A 15,182-nucleotide genomic window follows, 5' to 3' on the forward strand; every position below is an offset into this window, starting at 1 on the left:
AACCCATGATTGAAGCGGATCGCTTAATTGATGCGACTGAAAAAACAAATGAAGACTCTATAGATCGTGCAATAAGACCAAAACTTTTAGCCGACTACAGAGGCCAGCCTCATGTTAAGCAGCAAATGGAAATTTTTATTGAAGCTGCCCGAACCCGTGGTGAAGCGCTCGATCATTTATTAATATTTGGCCCACCAGGGCTTGGTAAAACCACGCTTGCAAATATCGTTGCCAACGAATTACACGTAAGTATTAAAACAACATCCGGCCCTGTACTTGAAAAAGCAGGCGATTTAGCTGCGTTACTTACTAATTTAGAAGAAGGCGATGTACTGTTTATTGATGAAATACACAGGCTAAGCCCGCAAGTTGAAGAAATACTGTATCCCGCAATGGAAGACTACCAGCTTGATATAATGATTGGTGAAGGCCCAGCTGCGCGTTCTATTAAATTAGACTTACCTGCATTTACACTTATTGGTGCCACTACGCGAGCAGGCTCGCTAACATCGCCACTACGTGACCGTTTTGGTATTGTGCAGCGATTAGAGTTTTATTCTGTAGAAGATTTGTCGCACATAGTAGGGCGCTCTGCACATTATCTTGGTTTAGAAATGTGTGATGATGGCGCAACCGAAATTGCACAACGTTCACGTGGTACACCACGTATTGCAAACCGTTTATTACGCCGTGTACGCGATTACACACAGGTAAAATCTGACGGTACAGTAAATGCCGAAGTAGCTAAGCAAGCGCTTGATATGATTGACGTAGATAAAAGTGGTTTTGATTATATGGATCGCAAATATTTACTCGCCATAATTGAAAAATTTATGGGCGGCCCAGTAGGGCTCGACAATGTAGCTGCAGCTATTGGTGAAGAGCGTGAAACAATAGAAGATGTAATAGAGCCGTTTTTAATTCAGCAAGGATTTATTCAGCGTACTCCGCGTGGTCGAATAGTGTCTGACAGTGCATATCATCACTTTGGTTTACTTCCTAAAAAAGACTAGCCTCATCATATACATTACTTGCTGTGGTTTATTGCGCAGCAGGTAATTGACTTAGTATCCCTTTCTTTCAAATATTTATACGGCTGGTATTTTACCCAAAACCTCAGCACACTGTTGCAAATGTTATTTCAAAATACCTATACGCTTTATAGTTAACTGTTAATTCACAGGGCGTTAAGACTCGCGAAGCTATCCTGCGTACCATTCAAACTAGTAACCGGATTACTTATTGTAAAATAGGTAGGGCAATTATTAGTTTATAAATAATACCAATCTGCTTATATATGGGGTCTACTTAACGTTAAGAAAATTACGCTAGAACTAGGCAAAAGTTTTTGTATCTAGTTGTTCTAAATAAAAAATTTTTAACGACGTTATAGTGCAATTTAATTCGTTAAATTGATCAAAGATTTATGCAGGTTGGTATAAAATATGTAGCGCACCAAATTGCAGGCAAAAAAAAGCCCGCAAAAAATGCGGGCAAACAACAAGTTGAAGGAAGTAATCCAGGGAACTACGTTTTACTGAATTTGGTTTTATCCAGAAAGAGTAAAACAATGTAATACGATAAAATATCCTATTACTAAGAACTTGGCTTAATGAAACTATCTCATTCGGTGCGCTAGTTCGGTATGGGAGAATAATACGTAAGATCATCTTTTTGTTCAAACTAGAAAATTTGTATTTTCAGATTAGAAAAACTAATTCGGTGAATTTTATTGTTGTTTGAATCTTGCGCGTTAATTAATCGTTAAATTTATAAGTTAATGAAATTTCTAGCTTAAGTAATTTCTTTTGATGTGGCTCGGTATTAGTTTTACTGTTACGTGAAGGTAAGGCTTATAGGTTTTGAGTGTTTATGCTCTTATTTTGAATAAACGGCGCATTTTATGACGTTTTACTTATATATTTACGCATATTTATAGTTAGCGAGTTTATTTAAAAGATTAAATAAAATACTGAGGCAAAGGGAAATGCCAACTAAAGCTGTTTTTTAACGTTTTTTGTTGCCTATTCATAGCAATACCGTTGTCAGCTTGAAATGGACTAGATACACTAGATGCAACTTTTGACCGTATAAACGGTCATATTTACACAAATTAACCAATTTGCCGTATTTTGAAATTACTTAGGAGTTTAACGTGGGATCAGGGCTTAATTTTTTAGACCTAATTTTAGAAGCAAGCTTGCTTGTTCAGTTAGTGATGTTAGGGCTAGTTGCCATGTCTGTAATGTCGTGGACAATTATATTTCAGCGTAAAAAAGCAATATCAGATGCACTATCAAATGCTAAGAAATTTGAGCAAAAATTTTGGTCTGGTATTGATCTAAGTAAATTGTATAACGAAATATCGTCACGCAGCGGTCAGTCTCAAGGTATTGAAGCCTTATTTACTTCAGGCTTTAAGGAGTTTGCTCGTCATAAAAAGAATACATTTCAAAGTGCGAGTATTGTTATGGAAGGGACGCATCGTTCTATGCGTGTTGCGCTTTCTCGTGAAATTGAAAAAATTGAATCTAGCTTATCGTTTTTAGCAACGGTAGGTTCTATTAGTCCGTACATCGGTTTGTTTGGTACAGTGTGGGGTATTATGAATGCCTTTATTGCACTAGGTGAAGTTAAGCAAGCTACATTACAAATGGTAGCACCCGGTATAGCAGAGGCACTTATTGCGACTGCTATGGGTTTATTCGCGGCAATTCCGGCCGTTATTGCTTATAACCGCTTTTCAAACAGTGTTGAAAAGCTTGAGTCTCACTATATTAACTTTATGGAAGAGTTTGCTAATATTTTACACCGTCAAGCAGCTACACAAATAGAGGCACAAGCGAATGTATCAGCGTAAAAAGCGCCGTCCGGTCGCAGAAATTAATGTAGTACCTTACATTGATGTAATGTTGGTATTACTTATTATATTTATGGCAACAGCACCGCTTATTACACACGGTGTAAAAGTTGATTTACCTAAAATGGAAGAGTCTGATTTAGTTGATACTAAAGATACTCCGCCCATTATTGCTTCAATTGATGCAGAGGGTAAATATTATGTAAGCGTAGGTACTGATCCTGAAGAGCCTATGGAAGCACTTGATGTTGCTGCGGTTATAAAATTACAGTTAATGAAAAACCCTGACGTGCCAGTTATGATTAAAGGCTCGGGTAAGGTGTCGTATCAAGAAGTATTATTACTAATGGATTTTTTGAAAAATGCAGGCGTACCATCAGTAGGATTAATGACTGAATCCTTTGAGGGGAAGTAGCTGTATGAATAGTTCAGTAGTAAAATCGATAGTACTTCATTTAGGAATTGGTGGTTTTTTGTATGCGTCTGCAAACATTCATCCGCCAGCACCTAAAGTAATGGAGGTAACGCTTAATTCGGCTATACCTACGCCAGATAAAGCAGTATCAGCCGTTACAGTTGATCAAAAACAAGTTGAGCAAAAAATTGCTGAACTTCAAAAGAAAGAAAAAGATAAAAAAAGTGCTGAAGACAAACGTATCCGCGATTTAGAACGCAGAGCGGCCAATGCACGTAAGCAACGCGAATCTGAATCTAGGCATATTAAAAAGCTAGAGCAAGAACGTAAAGCTAAAGAAAAAGAAACAGCCGAGGCGCAAGCACAAGCTAAAAAAGCACGTGCCATTGAGCAAAAAGAGCGCGCTAAAGCTAAGCAAGCCGAAAAGCAAAAGCAAGAAGCTGAAAGTGCAGCAAAAGCTGCTGCTGATAAGCGTAAAACCGAAGAAGACGCACTTAAAAAAGCAGAAGCTGAACGTAAAAAACGTGAAGAAGAAGCAAAAGAGCGTGCAGCCGAGGCAGAACGTAAACGCCAGCAAGCAATGCAAGAGCAAATGTTACAAGAGCAACTTGCCAAAGAGCAGGCTGCCCGTAGTAAAATACGTCAACAACAAGTGGTAAGCGAAGTTGATAAGTACCGTGCATTAATTATGGCGCGTATTCAGCAAAACTTATTGATTGATGAAAAAATGAAAAACCAACAGTGCCGAGTAAATATTCGTTTAGGTTTTAATGGTTTAGTAACGCAAGTTAAATCATTAGGTGGCGATAAGTTGGTATGTGAAGCTGCATTAAGAGCAGTGCGCATGGCCGACACATTACCGGTATCTAAAGATAAAGACGTATTCGAACAACTTAAGAATATTAATTTAACAATCAAGCCAGAATTTTAAAGGAATGATATGTTCAACAAAATAAAAATAGCCTGTTTAGTTTTACTGTTTGGGTTTGTGGGTGTTGCTAATGCAGCACTTGAAATTGTAATAACTGAGGGTGTAGACGGTGCAAGGCCCATTGCTATAGTACCTTTTAAGTACCAAGGTGTTGGCCCGATCCCTGAAAAATTAAGCAGTGTTATTGCTGCCGATTTAATGCGCAGTGGTAAATTTAAACCTGTAGATGTAGCGCAGATGCCACAACAGCCAACCAAAGATAGCGAAATTGATTACGCATCTTGGGTTAATAAAGGTGTGGAAGCGATATTAGTGGGCGAAGTTGAGCAGCAAACTGATGGGCGTTACTTAGTGCGTTATGAGTTAGTTGACGTGATCCGCGGCCAAATTACCGGTGGCAACACACAAATGATGAGTAATGGTAAGCTAGTTAAAAGCCAAGATCATATTTTGGAAGCGCGTGAAAGTGTTATTGGTGAAAGTGGTTTTCGCCGTTACTCTCATCGAATCAGTGACGTTATTTATGAAAGATTGACTGGTGAAAAAGGCGCATTTTTAACTAAAATTGCCTATGTAATAGTACGTGATAATGATGATAAGCCTTATCAGTTAGTTGTTGCAGATTATGACGGATTTAATGAGCAAGTATTACTTCGCTCAAAAGAGCCTTTAATGTCGCCAGCGTGGTCACCAGATGGTACTAAGTTAGCGTATGTAACGTTTGAAAACCGTCAAAGCCAAATTTACATTCAAGATATATACACAGGTAAACGCGAAATAATAGCAAGCTACCGTGGTATTAATGGTGCACCGCAGTTTTCGCCAGATGGTAAAAAGCTATTGTTAGTGCTTTCTAAGGACAAGACGGGTGCAACAGAAGTTTACATGCTTGACCTAGCTACACGTAAAGAAACACGCTTAACAAATCACCGTAGCATAGATACTGAGCCATCTTGGCACCCTAATGGTCAAGATATTGTGTTTACATCTGAAAGGGGTGGTAATGCTCAGATTTATAAGTTAAATTTAAAAACAGGTAGGTCACAACGACTCACCTTTGATGGTGATATGAATCTTGCTGGTTCAATAACACCAGATGGAAAAGAATTAGTGATGGTTAACCGTACCAACGGGCAGTACCATCTTGCTAAGAAAGAGCTGGCTACAGGCGCGTTCCAAGTATTAACGAGAACACGTCTAGATGAATCACCGAGCATAGCGCCAAATGGTTCGATGATTATATATAGCACGCTTCATAATAATAAACAGGTACTTGCGCTAGTATCGATGGACGGCCGCTTTAAGGCACGGTTACCTGTGCTAGACGGACAAGTAAAGGCACCAGCTTGGTCGCCATACTTACAGTAATATTACTGGTTTACTCAAAATAGGAATCTACTCAATGAAACTTAACAAAATACTTAAAGGCCTGCTAATTGCTGTGCCAGTAATGACATTAGCAGCTTGTAGCTCATCTTCAGATATTGATGAAGGTGCTGCAAACCAATCAAATCAAGGCGTTGTTGAGCAATCAACTAACACTGATACGGTTGAAGTTGCTACAATTTCTCCTGAGCAACAAGCAGAAGAGCAACTTCGTCAAAAGTACGAAGCACTTCGTCAAGAGCAAGTAATCTACTTTGATTTTGATACTGCGACAGTTGAAAGCAAGTACGCAGACTTACTTCGTGCACATGCTGAGTTTTTAGTTCAAAACTCATCAGTTAAAGTATTAATTGAAGGCCATGCAGATGAGCGCGGTACTCCAGAGTACAATATTGCACTAGGTGAGCACCGTGGCCAAGCAGTTGAAAAATACTTATTAAGCTTAGGTGTTTCAGCTAGCCAAATGTCAGTGGTAAGCTACGGTGAAGAGAAGCCAATGGTTAAGTCTCGCACTGAATCAGCTTTCGCTAAAAACCGCCGTGCGGTACTAGTTTACTAAGATAAGAGATATTATGAAGCCGAAAATTATTTTGGCAGCCATGATATTGAGCGGGAGCACCCAGTTAATGGCTGCTCCCGCTCCTGTTTCAGAAGCTGCGAGTTCACAATCAAGTATTGAGAAGCGATTAGCGTCGCTTGAGAATATGATGCAACAGCGTAACTTTTTGCAAGTTGAGTTACAGCAACAGCTTAACTTGTTACAAGACGAAGTAAGCCAAATTCGAGGTGTAACCGAAGAGCAAAGCTACAAGCTTGAAAAAGTACTGCAGCGTCAGCGTGAGTTGTATCAAGAGATTGAAAACCGCGTGAGCCAGGCTTATACACAGCCAGCAGCAGCTCCCGCAACTGATTACACGCAACAAAGCAATGCACAGACCTATAGCAGTGACTTATCTGAAAACGAAGCCTATGAGCGCGCTGTTGCGTTAATAATGAAAGATAAACGCTATGACCAAGCGATTCCTGAATTTCAAACGTTTTTAACTACCTACCCAAACTCTGTCTATGCGTCTAATGCGCATTATTGGTTAGGGCAGTTGCTTACTATTAAAAATGATGGTGTAAAAGCAGTAGAGCACTTTAAAGTCGTTGTGAACGAATTTCCAAATTCTAATAAACGCCCAGATGCGATGCTAAAGTTAGGCACACTTTTACAAGATCAAGGTTCAGCGGCGCAAGCGCAAAAAATATTGAGCGATCTTATCAATCAATACCCAAGTACAACCGCTGCAAAACTAGCAACTGATCGTTTAGGAAACTAAAGTTCACTAGCGATTAAATTTCTAGTTAGGGCGAGCAAACTACATGGAAACTCTCGAAGAATCTTGGATTTGCATGTAGTTTGAGCACAAACGGTTTAATTTTGTGCATCTAGACATAAAAACTTAAAAAAAGAGACAATTTCGGTTGCACTCATTTTATAAATAAGTATTATAAGCGCCCGCAGCAAACGAATGGTTACCCCACTCGAAATGCGACAAAAAGAGCGGGTTATTAGCTCAGTTGGTAGAGCAGTTGACTTTTAATCAATTGGTCGATGGTTCAAATCCATCATAACCCACCATTCTTTGAAAGTTTTAATCGGCGGATTTACGCAGCTTTTTACAAAGCAGATTTATATTAGAGCGGGTCATTAGCTCAGTTGGTAGAGCAGTTGACTTTTAATCAATTGGTCGATGGTTCAAATCCATCATGACCCACCACTCTCTAATGCTTTCCTTTATATTCTTTTTTAAATTCCCATTCTATTTTTTATAAACAGCTTAACTAGTTTGCTGTTATTTATGTTTATATTCTCGTATAATTCGCCCTAATTAATGCACTGTAGATAAGTGGTCGAGAACATGAGTCTAGCTCAAACTATTATGCCTGAAGGTTATATTTTCCCCCCTAAGCCAGCACCGTTAACAAATGACGAGCAAGGCGAATATAAAGCGCGTATAAAACAATTACTAAAAGATAAAAATGCAGTACTTGTTGCACATTATTATACCGATCCTGAAATTCAAGCACTTGCAGAAGAAACCGGCGGCTGCGTTGCCGATTCGCTAGAAATGGCACGTTTTGGTGCACGTCACGATGCAGATATGATCATCGTCGCGGGCGTGAAATTTATGGGCGAAACAGCCAAAATTTTAACACCAAATAAAACGGTTGTAATGCCAACGCTTGAAGCGACGTGTTCGCTAGATATTGGTTGCCCGATAGACGAGTTCTCAGCGTTTTGTGATGAGCACCCTGACCGTAAAGTGGTTGTGTATGCAAACACCTCTACGGCTGTTAAAGCACGTGCAGATTGGATTGTAACCTCATCATGTGCACTTGAAATAGTAGAGCACCTTGATGAGCAAGGCGAAAAAATCATTTGGGGCCCAGATAAGCACCTTGGTAGTTATATTCAAAAAAATACCGGTGCTGATATGCTTATGTGGAATGGTGCATGTATCGTACATGACGAATTTAAAACTAAAGCCTTAAAAGATATGAAGGCGCTACACCCAGATGCAGGCGTATTAGTTCATCCTGAGTCACCAGCAGAAATTGTTGCACTTGCCGATTCGGTTGGATCTACGAGCCAATTAATTAAAGCTGCGCAAACAATGGACAATAAAAAGTTTATTGTAGCAACCGATCGCGGGATCTTTTATAAAATGCAGCAACTATGTCCAGATAAAGAGTTTTTTGCGGCTCCAACGGCAGGTGAGGGCGCTTCATGTAAAAGTTGCGCACATTGCCCTTGGATGGCAATGAATGGCTTAAAAGCGATTGAGGAAGCCCTCATAAGCCCTAAAGGTAAAGAAGTATTCGTTGATATGGGTTTACGCGAAGGCGCACTTAAGTCGCTTAATCGCATGCTTGAATTTACTGCGAGCATGGCTAAGTAATTTTAAAAGTATAAATTAAAACGGTTAGGTCTTAGATTTAGCCGTTTTTTTGTGCCTATAGGTATGTGTTGCTTGATTAGTAAGCATTTAAAGGCTCATATTTAAAAATGCCTTGCACCTTAAGGGTCTATTTCATACTATAGCGCGCTGTTGCATTACACAATTGCAGCACTGTGGAGGGATGGCTGAGTGGCTGAAGGCGCACGCCTGGAAAGTGTGTTTAGGTTTATCCCTAACGAGGGTTCGAATCCCTCTCCCTCCACCATTATTCTTAGAACCCAGTTACTAATATTGAAAGGTATTAGTAACTGGGTTTTTTAATGCCTTCGCAATGACTAACTATTAACTAAATAGAGTGTTGATAACATGCCTACAAGTTCATGTTTTTCAATTGGCTTTGAAACGTAACCATCAAATAACTGCCTGTATATTTCTTTTTGCTCTGTAAAAACATTAGCGGTTAATGCGATAACAATTTGTTCGCTATTAAGCGCCTTAATTTTTTTACATGCCTGAAGACCATCCATTTTAGGCATTTGAATGTCCATAAAAATGATGTCTGGCTTGTGTGACTCGTATAATGAGATTGCTTCTAACCCATTGTTGGCAATAATAATGCTGGCTTTTGTAGGCTCAAGCATCGCAGATGCAACAAGCTGATTTATTTTATTATCTTCAGCTAATAAAATAGTTTTTCCAGATAGGTCAGGAAGCTCAACATTTTTTGTTATTAATGTGCTTTCATCAATCTGTGCTTGTTTTAATGGTAAGTACACATAAAACTGACTACCTGAATCTAATTGGCTTGTTACTTTAATTTCGCCACTCATTAAACCTATTAATGATTTAGTAATAGGTAAGCCAAGACCTGTACCGCCATATTCACGCGTAGTTGATTGCTCTGCTTGTTCAAAGCGCTCAAACAATCGCTCTATAGCCTGCTCAGAAATTCCAATTCCGGTGTCTGATATACAACAACATATTTTGTTTTCGTCGGTTAGCCTAAACGTTACTGTAACGCCACCCTGCGACGTAAACTTAATCGCATTAGATATTAGGTTTAAAAATATCTGTCTGAGTCTAACGGGGTCGCCCACCCAGTACTTATGCTCAATATTAATTATAAATTTAAGGTATATATTTTTATCACTGGCTTGCAGGCCAAGATCAGACTCTAAGTGGTGAATAAGTTCAAAAAGGTCGAATGATTTATATTCTAATGAAAGCTTCCCAGCTTCAATTTTAGAAAAGTCGAGGATATCATTAATAATAGTGGTGAGTGAGCGGGTCGAATAAAGTGATTTTTTTAAATACTCTTTTGATTTTTCATTCAATGGCTGCTCTTGCAGTAACTGTAATGTACCTAGTATGCCATTCATAGGTGTGCGTATTTCGTGACTCATATTTGCTAAAAATTCAGATTTAGCTTGTGATGCTTGTTCAGCTAATTCTTTAGCATGTCCGAGAGCTTGTTCGTGATTAATTTGTTCGGTCAAATCGTATGCTACACCCAAATAGCCAACAATTTCATTTTCGTTATTTAATAAAGAGGTAACACTTATATTAACTTGTATGTGCTCGCCTGTAGAAGAAATGTATGTCCACTGATTGATATCAGGCTCTGTAGCAGTTGCTTTTAAGATAAACACTTCAAAACCAGGGAAAACAGGTTCATTTAACTCTGCACTAAGCTGTTTGGCTTTTTTTATAATTTCTTCTTTTAAATGAAAAATACCCGGATTTTCAATTCCAATAACGTCTTGCGCTTTATAGCCTAATAACTTTTCAGAGGCGGGATTAAACAAAGTAATTAAGCCATTTATGTCGGTCGCAATAATAGAGTAACTGGCACTGTTTAAAATACTTTGTTGAAGCATACTTATATCGGCAATTTCTTTAGTACGTAATTTTACTTCTTTTTCTAATTTTAAATTTGTTTGCTGCAGCATATGCTTATTTTGTTTAGCTTTGATAATTCTTCGCTGTGTTCTTTGTGCTCTACGGTAAAAAAACAGCTGAATTATTAAAGTTATAAACATACAAATAAGGGTATAAAAAACACCATTGACAATAGCTTGATATTTACTCGGTAAGTGTAGTGATTCAATAAATGTGTCTGAAGCACTAAGTGTGATTTCCCATGTTCTTCCCATCACTTTAATTACTTTATTTAACTGATAATCAGCCGAGTTGCTTTTAATGCCGTAGCTAAAAAAGTCAGTTTTAACGTTGTTACCTATGTCGCTAATGACTAGCTTATTTTCATCAGCTTGGGAAAGAGAGTCTAAAATATTGTCTATTAATAAAGGGGAGTAAGTCCATCCAATTAATTGCTCTAAACGCTGGATTTTATCAGTTGGAATAATAATATTTTTATAAACTGGTAGTAAAATTAAAAAGCCTTGTTTCGATTTGTTATCCGCTTGGATTAACGTAATTGGCGCCGATAATTGAACTTGGTTATTAATTGCAGAATTTAATGCTGCTTTTTTACGTGTACTTTCCGATGCAATATCGAGTCCTAGAGCCCGTGAATTACTTTGCTCAGGAAATATATACTGAATAATAAAGTGCTCATCACTTTCGTTAGCTAGTTTATTTAGTTTGAATATTTGGTTAGGTCGATCGGATTTTGCAGTTTTTAAGAATTGAGCTAAGTTTTCGGCATTCACTTTTCTTATAAAACCAATACCATTTGCTCCAGGGAATTCTTGGGCGTAGTTGCGACTGTTAGAGTAATTAGAAATTGTTTGGTAGCTTAAATTATTAACGCCAATGCCGTGTATAAATCCTTTTAAGCCGTATAGCCCATATTTATATAAGGCGAATCTGCTAGTAACGCCTGTTGAGAGTGAAGAAAGGCGGTTGTTGAGGGCTTCATTTATTTTGTTATTAACAGCATCTTGATGTGCAGCGTGGGCAAAGTAAGTTAATACAATACCACTGATGAAAAAAATAGCATGAGTAAGCACCGAGATTAATAACCTTTTACTAACCGGTCGTCCTGAAAACATTAACTCATCCTTTATTATTAATATACTGACAGTATATCTGTTTTATCATCGAAATAAATATAGCACTTATTATTCAGGATACAACTTTGTTATTAATTAGAATATATATATTTTATAAAGGTTTAGAGTGGATGTAATATAAAAAGTTGATTTTACTCACCAAGATAAGACGAACATGTATATAAATATAATAATTTTTATGTTTTTTGCTACTTTATAGCGAACAACAAAAGTATTAGCTAAAGGTGCTGATTTTTATATTTATCGATTTTTTAGTGAATATTAGGTGCTCAAAAAACAACGGATAGCTTTTAGTTTTTGCTTATAACTTTACTTTGTTAAGTTTAAATAAAGTAAAATTTAACCAATATTATGACGCTTTTAAAGGGAACTATCGGTATAGGTTCGAGCGAGCAAGAGACGATGCTCACCTTACTTTTATAATTCATCCGAAACAAAACAAACACTTAATATTTTATAATATGAAAATTAAAACATTAAAAACTTATATTGTTCTATATTTTAGTAGCGTGAAAGAAAACGTGATTACTTAAAATGTAATTACCTTATGACTTGTTTGCCGTGTAGGTCGAAAAAATACACGCTGCTATGCACTGCACAGTGAAAACTTAAACAAAACAAGGTAACGGAGATAACTATGGCTCACCGAGTATCTAAATTACTTGCGGCAACAGGCGCAGTATTAACATGTATTTCTATTCCTTCGTATGCCGCTGTTAATGGGCTGACAGAACAAGATGAATTTAATATAAAACTTAGATCAATTTATTTTGACCGCGACTACGATAACGACGCAAGTGACGATTCAACTTTTGCTCAAGGTATAGAGCTCAATTACACATCGGGTTATATAAACGATTTAGTGAGTGTGGGTGTATCGACTTACACCGTGATGGATATTAATTCTACGGGTTCAGCCGCAGGTAATATTTTGCCAGCAGGTAATGAGAGCGGTGGAGTTGACGATAGCTTTTCTAAATTTGGGCAATATTTTTTAGATTTTAAATTGGGCAACAACGGTCACGTTAAAGTGGGCGGGCAAAAAACCAAAAGTATGTTGCTTAAAAGCTCTGGGAGTCGGGCTATTCCTAATACTTTTAGAGGCGTTTTTGGCGATTACAAAATTGGTAACACTAAATTATACGGTTACGTTTACGATAAATGGAGCCGTCGACACGATGATAGATGGGAAGACTTTTCTACCGATCAATCGGCAACTGGTGCTATTAGCGTAATTTGGGGCGTAGGTGCTACGCATAAAAAAGACAATCTAATATTAGAGGCTGAATATTTAAATTCGCACAATTATTTAAGTAAAATCGGATTAAAAATCAGTTACGACATTAAGCTTGAGCAAAGTAAGTTAACCCTTTCAACTGGCATATTTACCTCACAAGATGATGGTGATTTATTTGTAACAGGCGCAGAGGGCGGAGATTTAGATGATGAAGATACATCTGGTGCATTAACAGGTTTAACTAAAAGTGAAAACGATGGATTTGCCTATTACCTAGATGCTGATTGGAAAAAAGATATTTGGAGTGTAGGTGCGGCATTTACTAAAGTAAGTGATGCTTGGATTGAAGATAATTTCAGTGGCGACCATGGTACAAACCCATTTCCAACTCGCTCATTAATTGGTGCCGATTTAACAAACCAAAATGAAACATCATGGCAAGCTCGTTTAGGAATTGATTTGAAAGCAGTATCGCCTGGCTTAACAACTAAATTTTACTACACAGACGGCAGCGATGCTGAAAACTCTGCATTGGGTAAGTTAGGTGGTACAGCCGACGAAAAATATTGGGCTGTAGATACTCGCTATAAAGTTGAGAAAATAAAAGGCTTAAGCTTACGTTGGTTATTTGTAGATTATACAACCGAAAAATCAGGCAGTGTTGATGGTGTTAAAGGCGATAGAGCTGACCATCGAGTTTATGTAGATTACACTATTAAATTTTAACATGACTTTTAATAAGCCAATGCAAATTTTATGCATTGGTTTTGTTTCCTTTTTTCATTATCTTTATGATAAAACTAACAAATCAATAATAAAAATTAAGCTAATATATGTTTTCTCTTCAACAGTGGCAATCACAGGGTCAATTTACTCAAATTAGTGGCCATCAAATTTTTACTAAAACAGCTGGTGATATAACTAAGCCTGCGCTGCTTTTAATACATGGCTTTCCAAGTGCTAGTTGGGACTGGGAAGGTATGTGGCAAACCCTTAGTGAACATTATTTTGTAATTACACTCGATATGCTAGGTTTTGGTTTGTCAGATAAACCTAAAAATGCAGGCTATAAAATTACTGAACAAGCCGACTTATATACTCAATTTTTAAAAACGTTAAATATTAATGATATACATATTTTAGCTCATGACTATGGCGATACTGTGGCTCAAGAGTTATTAGCAAGGCAAGTCGTTAGCCAAAGTGACTTTAAAATAAACAGTGTGTGCTTTTTAAATGGTGGGTTATTTCCTGAGGTGCATAAACCCTTATTTATACAAAAGCTTTTACTTTCAAAGCTAGGTTGGATAGTGCCAAAATTAATGAATAAACAAAAATTTGCCAATAATCTACTTACTATTTTTGGTAAAAGTACACCGCCTTCAAAACAAGTGGTAGACACACTTTGGGAGCTGCTAGTTTATAAAGATGGCTTAGCCGTAATGCCCAAACTCATTAGTTATATAAAGCAGAGGCAGCAAAACCGAGCACGCTGGGTTGGTGCCATCATAAATAGCAATATACCACTTACGTTTATAGCAGGCGCAGAAGACCCCATCTCTGGTAAGCATATGATTGAGCACTATAAAAAGCTTATTCCCAATGCGCGCGTACAAGAGTTTGTAGAGCTTGGGCATTATCCGCAAGTAGAAAATCCAGATGCAATTACACAGGCTTATTTGAATTTTAGATATTGCCAATAAAAACGCGGCTACTAAATTAAGTGCCGCGTTTATAAATTTTAGAACTCTGAGTATTTAGGCTTTGAACCTTAATATTTTTGCTTTGGCGCTTTTAATTGTTTTTCAAACTCATCTGAAAACAATATCGTGCCATCATCTTCCTCTGTAGGGAAGGCAGCAATAAGTAAGTCATCTTCCTCAAGACCCGGTGTCCAGCGACTAAACCAGTCAGCAAGTGGGATTGCTTTAGCGCTGCAGCCAGCCCATTCGCCAGTTGCCCATGCTTCTGCAAATTCGCGAGTTGGCCAAACTGGCACACAGTCGTCATCTTCGTTGGCAAGCATAACGCAGCCATCATCATCGTTTAAAATCCATACTTGCTTGAACTGTTGTACGGTTTCGAACATATAGGCTAGGCGTTTTTTTGCTCCAAGTCCTAAAATTACTGCGTGTTCTTCGCTTAAATTTGGCGTTGTCATAATTAGCTCACTCTTAATTACTATTGATATTAATATATCTAAATTATATGCACACAAGTATATCGAGTTATATGACAGAGTGTTGAAAAGTTGCTATTTAATTTCAGCAATGCAGATCTAATTTGTAGATTGATCAGTATAATTTCTCACTAATTTGAGCGATCATTCAAAATAAGCTTGAATGTTTGTAAAAAGGCCACATTGTAGTAAGC

The 15,182-nt window shown here is 37.7% G+C and carries 12 protein-coding genes and 3 tRNA genes; 13 read left to right on the forward strand and 2 right to left on the reverse strand.

The genetic code is table 11. From position 1 onward, the window contains the following. Window positions 1–5 precede the first annotated feature (5 nt). The 11 genes from ruvB (at window position 6) to I6E72_RS00240 (ending at window position 8,802) form a co-directional block, all read left to right on the forward strand. The gene (gene ruvB / locus I6E72_RS00190) at window positions 6–1,013 is read left to right on the forward strand and encodes a Holliday junction branch migration DNA helicase RuvB (protein ID WP_007580382.1); all 1,008 of its coding nucleotides are present in this window, start codon (window positions 6–8) and stop codon (window positions 1,011–1,013) included. Window positions 1,014–2,155: 1,142 nt separating this feature from the next. Continuing rightward, complete coding sequence (gene tolQ / locus I6E72_RS00195; protein ID WP_007580384.1) at window positions 2,156–2,860, forward strand: protein TolQ; 705 nt, start codon at window positions 2,156–2,158, stop codon at window positions 2,858–2,860. Next, window positions 2,847–3,275 (forward strand): protein TolR, encoded by a 429-nt coding sequence (tolR, locus tag I6E72_RS00200; RefSeq protein WP_007580386.1) that lies wholly within the window; start codon window positions 2,847–2,849, stop codon window positions 3,273–3,275. The genes tolQ and tolR overlap by 14 nt, the downstream gene beginning before the upstream one ends. Before the next feature lie 4 nt (window positions 3,276–3,279). After that, the gene (gene tolA / locus I6E72_RS00205; RefSeq protein ID WP_007580388.1) at window positions 3,280–4,206 is read left to right on the forward strand and encodes a cell envelope integrity protein TolA; all 927 of its coding nucleotides are present in this window, start codon (window positions 3,280–3,282) and stop codon (window positions 4,204–4,206) included. Between the two features lie 9 nt (window positions 4,207–4,215). Next, the gene (gene tolB, locus I6E72_RS00210) at window positions 4,216–5,574 is read left to right on the forward strand and encodes a Tol-Pal system beta propeller repeat protein TolB (protein ID WP_101163332.1); all 1,359 of its coding nucleotides are present in this window, start codon (window positions 4,216–4,218) and stop codon (window positions 5,572–5,574) included. A 34-nt stretch (window positions 5,575–5,608) separates the two neighbouring features. Beyond that, window positions 5,609–6,151, forward strand: a complete 543-nt coding sequence (gene pal, locus I6E72_RS00215; RefSeq protein ID WP_007580392.1) for a peptidoglycan-associated lipoprotein Pal — start codon at window positions 5,609–5,611, stop codon at window positions 6,149–6,151. Window positions 6,152–6,164: 13 nt separating this feature from the next. Next, window positions 6,165–6,914: a tol-pal system protein YbgF gene (gene ybgF, locus I6E72_RS00220; RefSeq protein WP_024590479.1), complete on the forward strand. Its 750-nt coding sequence runs from the start codon at window positions 6,165–6,167 to the stop codon at window positions 6,912–6,914. Window positions 6,915–7,140: 226 nt separating this feature from the next. Then, window positions 7,141–7,216: transfer RNA gene (locus I6E72_RS00225), tRNA-Lys, on the forward strand. Window positions 7,217–7,279: 63 nt separating this feature from the next. Further along, window positions 7,280–7,355, forward strand: a tRNA-Lys gene (locus tag I6E72_RS00230). Between the two features lie 141 nt (window positions 7,356–7,496). Next, window positions 7,497–8,537, forward strand: a complete 1,041-nt coding sequence (nadA, locus tag I6E72_RS00235) for a quinolinate synthase NadA (protein ID WP_010554042.1) — start codon at window positions 7,497–7,499, stop codon at window positions 8,535–8,537. Between the two features lie 175 nt (window positions 8,538–8,712). Continuing rightward, window positions 8,713–8,802: transfer RNA gene (locus I6E72_RS00240), tRNA-Ser, on the forward strand. 70 nt (window positions 8,803–8,872) lie between these two features. Here I6E72_RS00240 and I6E72_RS00245 read toward each other — a convergent pair. After that, entirely contained in the window at window positions 8,873–11,551 is a 2,679-nt protein-coding gene (locus I6E72_RS00245) for a CHASE domain-containing protein (RefSeq protein WP_197110739.1), read from the reverse strand. Window positions 11,552–12,209: 658 nt separating this feature from the next. Here I6E72_RS00245 and I6E72_RS00250 point away from each other — a divergent pair. Further along, window positions 12,210–13,535 carry an OprD family outer membrane porin gene (locus tag I6E72_RS00250; RefSeq protein WP_169043456.1) on the forward strand — a complete coding sequence of 442 codons (1,326 nt, stop codon included), beginning with the start codon at window positions 12,210–12,212 and terminating at the stop codon, window positions 13,533–13,535. A gap of 107 nt (window positions 13,536–13,642) precedes the next feature. Then, window positions 13,643–14,512, forward strand: coding sequence for an alpha/beta fold hydrolase (locus tag I6E72_RS00255; protein WP_197110740.1), 870 nt, complete (start codon window positions 13,643–13,645; stop codon window positions 14,510–14,512). Window positions 14,513–14,580: 68 nt separating this feature from the next. Here the strand turns inward: I6E72_RS00255 and I6E72_RS00260 are convergent, their stop codons facing one another. Further along, window positions 14,581–14,970, reverse strand: coding sequence for a DUF2750 domain-containing protein (locus I6E72_RS00260; RefSeq protein ID WP_007585609.1), 390 nt, complete (start codon window positions 14,968–14,970; stop codon window positions 14,581–14,583). Window positions 14,971–15,182: the final 212 nt, after the last annotated feature.

It is taken from the genome of Pseudoalteromonas sp. NSLLW24 (genome assembly GCF_015864725.1).
In the GTDB taxonomy this organism is placed as follows: domain Bacteria; phylum Pseudomonadota; class Gammaproteobacteria; order Enterobacterales; family Alteromonadaceae; genus Pseudoalteromonas; species Pseudoalteromonas arctica.

Excerpts from the sequence above, each read along its gene's own strand:
- ruvB (WP_007580382.1), top strand. The coding sequence starts at position 6 with ATGATTGAAGCGGATCGCTTAATTGATGCGACTGAAAAAACAAATGAA.
- tolR (WP_007580386.1), top strand. The coding sequence starts at position 2,847 with ATGTATCAGCGTAAAAAGCGCCGTCCGGTCGCAGAAATTAATGTAGTA.
- tolA (WP_007580388.1), top strand. The coding sequence starts at position 3,280 with ATGAATAGTTCAGTAGTAAAATCGATAGTACTTCATTTAGGAATTGGT.
- tolB (WP_101163332.1), top strand. The coding sequence starts at position 4,216 with ATGTTCAACAAAATAAAAATAGCCTGTTTAGTTTTACTGTTTGGGTTT.
- pal (WP_007580392.1), top strand. The coding sequence starts at position 5,609 with ATGAAACTTAACAAAATACTTAAAGGCCTGCTAATTGCTGTGCCAGTA.
- ybgF (WP_024590479.1), top strand. The coding sequence starts at position 6,165 with ATGAAGCCGAAAATTATTTTGGCAGCCATGATATTGAGCGGGAGCACC.
- nadA (WP_010554042.1), top strand. The coding sequence starts at position 7,497 with ATGAGTCTAGCTCAAACTATTATGCCTGAAGGTTATATTTTCCCCCCT.
- I6E72_RS00245 (WP_197110739.1), bottom strand. The coding sequence starts at position 11,551 with ATGTTTTCAGGACGACCGGTTAGTAAAAGGTTATTAATCTCGGTGCTT.
- I6E72_RS00250 (WP_169043456.1), top strand. The coding sequence starts at position 12,210 with ATGGCTCACCGAGTATCTAAATTACTTGCGGCAACAGGCGCAGTATTA.
- I6E72_RS00255 (WP_197110740.1), top strand. The coding sequence starts at position 13,643 with ATGTTTTCTCTTCAACAGTGGCAATCACAGGGTCAATTTACTCAAATT.
- I6E72_RS00260 (WP_007585609.1), bottom strand. The coding sequence starts at position 14,970 with ATGACAACGCCAAATTTAAGCGAAGAACACGCAGTAATTTTAGGACTT.